The 7,223-nt window shown below is 42.6% G+C and carries 7 protein-coding genes; 5 read left to right on the forward strand and 2 right to left on the reverse strand.

The genetic code is table 11. The features are described from left to right. Positions 1-168 precede the first annotated feature (168 nt). Positions 169-1,098, reverse strand: a complete 930-nt coding sequence (locus EKM61_RS10770; RefSeq protein WP_068376553.1) for an SDR family oxidoreductase — start codon at positions 1,096-1,098, stop codon at positions 169-171. Positions 1,099-1,215: 117 nt separating this feature from the next. Here EKM61_RS10770 and EKM61_RS10775 point away from each other — a divergent pair, with 117 nt between their 5' ends. The 5 genes from EKM61_RS10775 (at position 1,216) to EKM61_RS10795 (ending at position 6,201) form a co-directional block, all read left to right on the forward strand. Further along, positions 1,216-1,797, forward strand: a complete 582-nt coding sequence (locus EKM61_RS10775) for a TetR/AcrR family transcriptional regulator (protein WP_068222378.1) — start codon at positions 1,216-1,218, stop codon at positions 1,795-1,797. 935 nt (positions 1,798-2,732) lie between these two features. After that, the gene (locus EKM61_RS10780; protein ID WP_068222381.1) at positions 2,733-3,497 is read left to right on the forward strand and encodes a 1-acyl-sn-glycerol-3-phosphate acyltransferase; all 765 of its coding nucleotides are present in this window, start codon (positions 2,733-2,735) and stop codon (positions 3,495-3,497) included. 4 nt (positions 3,498-3,501) lie between these two features. After that, the gene (locus EKM61_RS10785) at positions 3,502-4,332 is read left to right on the forward strand and encodes a glycosyltransferase (RefSeq protein WP_068222384.1); all 831 of its coding nucleotides are present in this window, start codon (positions 3,502-3,504) and stop codon (positions 4,330-4,332) included. Between the two features lie 4 nt (positions 4,333-4,336). After that, the gene (locus EKM61_RS10790) at positions 4,337-5,299 is read left to right on the forward strand and encodes a glycosyltransferase family 8 protein (protein WP_068222387.1); all 963 of its coding nucleotides are present in this window, start codon (positions 4,337-4,339) and stop codon (positions 5,297-5,299) included. Next, the gene (locus EKM61_RS10795; RefSeq protein WP_068376556.1) at positions 5,296-6,201 is read left to right on the forward strand and encodes a lysophospholipid acyltransferase family protein; all 906 of its coding nucleotides are present in this window, start codon (positions 5,296-5,298) and stop codon (positions 6,199-6,201) included. Before EKM61_RS10790 ends, EKM61_RS10795 begins: the two co-directional genes overlap by 4 nt. A 141-nt stretch (positions 6,202-6,342) precedes the next feature. Here the strand turns inward: EKM61_RS10795 and EKM61_RS10800 are convergent, their stop codons facing one another. Beyond that, positions 6,343-6,927 (reverse strand): TetR/AcrR family transcriptional regulator, encoded by a 585-nt coding sequence (locus EKM61_RS10800; protein WP_318529174.1) that lies wholly within the window; start codon positions 6,925-6,927, stop codon positions 6,343-6,345. Between the last annotated feature and the right edge of the window lie 296 nt (positions 6,928-7,223).

A 7,223-nucleotide genomic window follows, 5' to 3' on the forward strand; every position in this document is an offset into this window, starting at 1 on the left:
CTTTTTTATTTTTCTGATTTTCAAAACAGACAAAAAACCGGTATTAGTTATTCACCAATACCAGAAAGTGTAGACCCATAATAAAAAGACCAACTTTAGATAGTAGCCTTAAAGGCAACTCAGCCTGCAAAGCAACCATTTAAAGTCGGTCTTTCAGTTTAAAAACAACTATTTCTTCGTTCTTTCGGCCAAGGTTGCGGCCGTTTTTTTGTCTGCTGGGTTATTGTAGGCAGCGGTAAATTCATGGACAAAATCGGCCAGCTTGATCTTGCCGTAGATTGGGTTGTGCTGCTTCAGGTCAGCGTAAAACTTTTCAGGTTGTCGTTGGGCCGTGCTCATTTGAACAAATGAAGCGGCGATTTGTTTGGGAACACCTTGGTCCAGCAAATTGATGTTGTACTGTTCATCGCTAATTTCAATGTACTTAAGGTCCGGTAGTGCAAGGGCGGATCGCAGTGCTGTTGCTAATTGTTCGCCGGAAAAGCGATCACTGACGACGTAGTGGACAGTTTGACCTGCTGGGGTTGCCTCAAGTAAAGGGACAATGGTTGCGGCGATATCTCGTGGGTCGGCCCAAGCGCGCTGCACCGTGGCTGGAATGTTGGCAAAAATAGCGTGTTGCGTGCGAATCGTAGGAAGATTGGCATACAAATTGCTGTAGAAACCAACTGGTCGTACGAAGGCGAGGTTCACGTCACTGAGCTTTCGTAGCTCATCTTCAATTAAATGGTAGGCGTAGAGTGAACCGACATCTGGACCGCCGTCAGCGCCAACACTGCTGAGATCGACAACGTTGTGCACGTGAGCGGCCGTAATTGCGCGCCGAAAGATTTGCGCTTGGGTTTTGGCCGCCGCTAGTAGGTCAGTTCCGGCGTTACCGGATAACATTAGGTAAACAGCGTCGGCGCCGGTGAATTCCGTCGTTAAAAATTGTTCGTCCGTCATTGACCCAACAGCGGGGATGGCGCCGATTGCTTTAATGGCAGTTTGGCGTTTTGGGTTAGTTGTAATAACCGTTACTTCGTGGCCGGCCTTGACTAGAGCTGGCACTGTCAGCCGCCCAATATTTCCAAGTGATCCAAGTAAAGTTAATTTCATACTTAAAGACTCCTTTACAGATATAGTTATCTTTTAAACTGATTGTTGCTAGTATAAAAGATAGTTCTATCTTTGTCAACGTTGACAGGATTTGCTCATCTCGCGTACACTAAATGTATGAAAAAGAGAGATATAACGAAAGAAGAACGGATTCTGAACGCAACGGCGCAGATCATTATTAATGAAGGCGCGGCGGCCGTTTCAACGACCAAAGTTGCCAAGAAAGTCAGAATTGCCCAGTCGAACATTTATTTATACTTTAAGGACAAGCAGGCCTTACTGAATAGCGTTTACCAGCGGGAACTGGATAAGATTATGGCGACAACGGACATGGCCCTAATTACGGATGAGGGGCTTCCTTTGCGCCAGCGTCTGCGGACTTATACAAGATCAATTTATGACTTCGCCATGGCCAATCCCGATAGTTTAACCTTAATTGAACAAATCAAGTCGTTACAGGGTCAGGGAAAAGCTTACATTGATGACGCAATGAAAATTGCAAACCCAGTAACGACGCTACTAAATGCCGGCATGGCAGCAGGTATTCTCAGACCAACCCACGTTAGTTTACACATGACGGCGGTGTTTTCCATCGTCCAGCGCCACGTCCAAAACATCAAAAACGGCATTTACCCAGCCGATAAATTCACCTATGAAGATATTAGCGCAATGATTTGGGGAGCGATTGGAACAGACTAAGAGTGTTTGAAAAAGCGCCTAGATTATGGAGTATAGCCTAGCTGGGCGAAAAGAGACGCGCAGCGGATCGTTCGACTAGCGTAGCTATACGCAATAATCTGCTTTTTCAAACACGTTTCAGAAGAGAGAGTGTAAAAAAAAAGCGCTTAGATTCTGAGGATTAGCCTAAGTAGGCGCTTTGGCCGTGTAACGGCCGAAGTGACTGCTGTAGCTAACCGCAGGAATCTGCTTTTTCAAACACGTTTCAGAATAGAGAGTGTAAAAAAAAGCGCTTAGATTATGGAGTATAGCCTACTACTCCGCAATAGAGGAAGAATATTAGCGAAGAACGCTAATATTTTTTGATGCTACGGACGTTGACCATTCTTGTGGCGAAAACTAAGGAGCACAGTTATAAGGCCCATAACTGTGTTTCCTCGACTCAGTTCGTCTCGGTCACCGCAAGAAACATGGCAGCCAGGCGAAAAGAGACGCGCAGCGGATCGTTCGACTAGCGTAGCTATACGCAATAATCTGCTTTTTCAAACACGTTTCCACTAAATCGGCCAGAGAGACTAGTAAATGTGTACGGCTTAACTGATTAAAGCTTGAGTAACCTTCAGGCCTAAACATTTGAAAGTTAATCGTTACTTTCTTATACTTTAATGAAGTAATTAAGCAGATAAACAGGCCTTTGCTTGAAACTATTTAATGATTTTCTAATTGATTGACTAAAATAGCAGCCATAAATAAAATAATTCTAATTGAAATTAAAGTTAGGGTTGGCTAAACATTATAATTGAATATACTTTGGGTTGGGAGAATTAATTGAATGATCACTTAAATGAGTGAAGTACCAATTGTGTTAAAATATAGGGATTGATTAATTTTCCGGCACCAATCGTGGGCACGAACACTAAATCATTCGCCACACGCAAGTCAGGAGGGGGATTTAGGTGAAAGCGGAGAACGTTCAGTATTATCATTCGTTTACGGATGATGTGGTAACCAGCAAAAATCAAAATAAGCACTTACCAAAAGACTACAAGTGGCTTCACACAAATGTGTTTTATCAACTTGGTTCAGCGATCACCTATGCAATTGCCTGGCTGCTGGGTTTTTGTTATTGCAAGTTAGGTCTGCACCTTAAAGTTAAAAACCGGCAAGTGATCAAAAAGTACCAAAAGTCCGGGTTTTTCCTCTACGGCAATCACACCCAGCCAATCGGGGATGTTGTCATTCCACTGCAAGTTGCGCTGACTAAGCGGGCTTACGTCATTGCCAGCGAGGCAAATTTGGGAATCCCGGTGATTGGGCAGGTGATCCCAATGATGGGTGGGCTGGTCATTCCTGGTTCCTTACACCAAATGCGTGCCTTTACCGCGGCGGTGGGACAGAAGGTGCAGCAAGGACACTTTGTGACAATTTATCCAGAGGCCCACGTCTGGCCGTACTATACGAAAATTCGGCCTTTTTCCACCGTTTCCTTTCACTACCCCGTTCAAAATAAGGTGCCGGCGTTTTGTATGACAACCACCTACCAGAAACGCCGCTTTGGCCAGAAACCGCGGTTAACGCTGTACGTGGACGGGCCATTTTTACCGGACCAAACGCTTAGCAAGAAGGCCCAGCAAGAAAAATTGTGCAAGGAAGTTCATGCTTGTATGGTGCAGCGCAGTCAAAATAGCACCTATGAATACGTTAAGTACGAAAAGAGATGATATGATGAATATCTTATATTGCGGCAACGAGAAGATGGCGTACGGGTTACTAATTTCGATTCTTTCACTTTTAAAACATAGCACCGAACCACTCAACATTTATATTATGACGGCATCCATTCAAACTAATAAAACAAGCTATTATCCCGTGAGTGATCAGACGGTTCAATTTTTGGCACAGCAGGTTAAACAAGTTAATCCGCTAAATTCAGTGACAAAGATTGATGTAACAACGCTATTTAATGAAGAAAAACCTTTAGCTAACTTGAACACTATTTTTACACCCTATTGTATGTTGCGCCTTTTTGCCGATTTAGTGTCAGGCTTGCCCAACAAACTTTTATACCTTGATACTGACATTGTTTGTCACAGGAATTTTCGGTCATTTTACCACCAGGATATTAGCCGCAACGAGTTTGTTGGCGTGTTGGATTATTACGGCAAGTGGTTCTTCCACAATAGCGGGGACCATTTTGATTACGTTAATTCCGGTGTCTTACTGCTAAACCTCAAGCTGATTAAGAAAACTGGGTTATTTAGTCAGTGTCGCTCAATGTGCCAAGAAAAAAAGATGTTCATGCCTGATCAATCAGCAATTAATAAGTTGGCGACATCCAAGAAAATCGTGTCCCATCGCTTTAATGATCAACGCCGGTTGCACAGAAAAACGGTGTTCCAGCATTTTACCACCAGTTTCCGCCTTTTCCCGTGGATTCACACCTTGAAGGTTAAGCCGTGGGAAGTCGATAAGGTTCACGATAAACTAGGATTATACGAATATGACGATATCTTAACGGAATACCGCCATTTGATGCCAAAAATGAAGGGATTATAAACTATTGAAAACGACAGAAAAAACGATACCGTTATTCTTTTCGGTTGATGACAAATACGTACCATTCTTAGCTGTGGCGTTAAAATCAATTATTGATAACGCAACTGATGGCTATGATTACCAAATTATTATTTTGCACGAAGGTATTTCGCAACAAAACCAAAAGGATATTGCCGCCATTGGGACTGAACAATTTCCAATTCGGTTTGTTTCAATGAAGGGCCGTTTGGAGCACGTGATCACTGGTGAACAGGCCAAGTTACGGGGGGATTATTTTACCTACACAATTTTCTTCCGCTTGTTTATCGCCGACATGTTTCCAGAATACGATAAGGCGATCTACCTTGACGCCGATATCGTTGTTCCCAGGGATATCTCGCAGCTCTTTAACATTGAACTGGGTAATAATTTAGTTGCCGGGATACCAGACGTCTTTATTGGCAGCAATCCGGAAACCGTTGAGTATAGTGAAGATGCAGTGGGTGTGCCGGTTACCGATTACATCAATTCTGGTATTTTGGTGATGAACTTAAAGGAATTACGAGCCACCAAATTGGGCCACGAATTTGTGACCTTATACAATAAATATCATTTTCAAACAATTGCGCCGGATCAAGATTACCTAAACGCAATGGGCCACGACAGAATTTTACGTTTAGGCGTCGAATGGAATACACAGGCCGCTGCAGTTAAGGAAAAGGATGTTTCACCGAAGTTAATTCACTATAATTTATTTGCTAAGCCGTGGCAGTACAAGCACACGGCCTTTGAAAGTTATTTTTGGCCCTACGCCAAAGAGACGCCTTACTATGATCAATTGATTGCGATGCGGGATAATTATTCTGTAGAACAACAAGACTACGATCAGAGCAACTTGTCCGGCTTGTTGGTCACGGCGCCAAAAGTTGCCCAAGCGGCGATGAACTTCAAGAAGGCAGCATTAGGAGGCGAAAAAATCCGGTTATGATTGATAAATTGATTGTTCAAGGTGGCCGAACGCAGGTGATTGCTAATATTCAAAAGGCCGCCGAAGAGGGACGCTTCAACGATAAAGTGGAAACTGATGATCCAGAGTTATCCCGTAAGCAGCAGGAAGAATTTTTAGCAAGCTACCTTGAGAAAGAAACAACCAAAACCTATAAATATAATAATGTCGTTACGCGGGAAATTATGAACATTGCAACGCGGGTAATCTTGCGTAGTACCCAAGTTGAAGGACTGGAAAATGTCCAAAATATTGCTGGCGGTGGCATTGTCACCAGCAATCATTTTAGTCCGCTGGATAGTTTAGTTGTGCACAAGACCGTCAAAAAGATGAGCAAGTCACGCCTTTATGTTGTTAGTGAATTGGAAAACTTGCAAATGCCCGGGTTTCTGGGCTATTTAATGACTTATTACGATACAATTCCCCTGGGACCAGATAAAGATTATATGGGCCGCCAATTTCCCGAGGCCTTAAAAAACATTTTGGACCAGAAACAGCTTATTTTGATTTATTCGGAGCAGGAAATGTGGTTTAATTACCGCAAACCACGGCCGGTAAAGCGTGGTGCTTACTACTACGCGGCTAAGTTTAACGTGCCGATTATTTCTTGTTTTGTGGAAATGCGTGATTTACCTGATATTGAAAGCGACAATTTTAAAAAAGTTGCGTACATCATGCACGTTTTGAAGCCGATCTATCCTGACCCGGCCAAAGGTGTCCGCGATAATAGTTTGGCAATGATGAAGCAAGACTACGCGCAAAAGTGTGCGGCTTACGAAAAAGCTTACCAGGTGCCACTGGATTATACTTTCCGGACAACCGACATTGCCGGCTGGATGCCACCAAAAACAGAAATGCAGGCATCTGTGAATTCGATGAACTAGACGGTTCTATTTTTGAATATTAGCGTTCAAATCAAAAAGGGCGTTTCCTTGAGTTAATGAAAACTCAAGGAAACGCCTTTTTTGCGTGCTGGATTTTACTACTGCTATTTGACCTGAAACGTGTCTGGTAAGGCCGCCACTTTAACGGCTTAGTGCCTTAACCAAGGCCGCAATGGCGTGATCAATTTTGTCGGTGGATAGCGATTGGCCAAAATATAGATGACCAATAATAATACCGCCGGTGATCGACCACATAATCTTTAGAATCTCGATGTTATCTAGTTCAACGATTAAGTGCTTGGCTTTCAGCTGATTCAGTTCTTGATTAATGTTGGACCAGTAAGCACCGGAAAATTTTTCGATGATCTGTTGCCGAACCGTTTGATCGTATAACATTTCGGAAACAAAGATTTTGATTATTTTGGAGTTAGATGCTAGAAAGGCAACGCGGTCTTTAATGATTGAATCGAAAAAGTCGTGTAGCGTTGAATACTCTTTGGTTAAGCGCGTTTTAATGAAATCATTCATTGACGCGGGAAAGATTGAGTCAATAATCGGGGCGATGATTGCGTTTAATAAACCGCGCTTATTTTTAAATTTACTAAAAATATTGCCTTCAGCAACACCAGCCTGGGTCGCGATTTCTTTAGTACTCGTGTTTGCGTAGCCCTTATCCGCGAAAATATCAATCGCGGCAACCAAAATGTGCATTTGTTTAGTGGTCATGTTCTCAAAAACATGGGTTTCTTTAAATATCTGTAATTCGACGTCTTCCAAGTAATTCACCATCCCTTAATGATAAAAATCAATGAACGTCTTTTTTTAGTGAAGCGCATAAATTTGAGTGCTTTTTTAAAAATAATTTACGGAGAATATCCGTTTCCTACCGTAAAAGGTACTTAATCTAGTTCCATTTCTAAAGCAAAATTAAGTTATCACTCAATGGTAAGCAGTAAATAATCGACCGTTTAAAAAAGGCAAACCGGCTTCTCGAAATTGAGAAATCGGTTTGTCTTTTACAT

The sequence above is a fragment of the Loigolactobacillus backii genome (genome assembly GCF_003946275.1).
Taxonomy (GTDB): Bacteria; Bacillota; Bacilli; order Lactobacillales; family Lactobacillaceae; genus Loigolactobacillus; species Loigolactobacillus backii.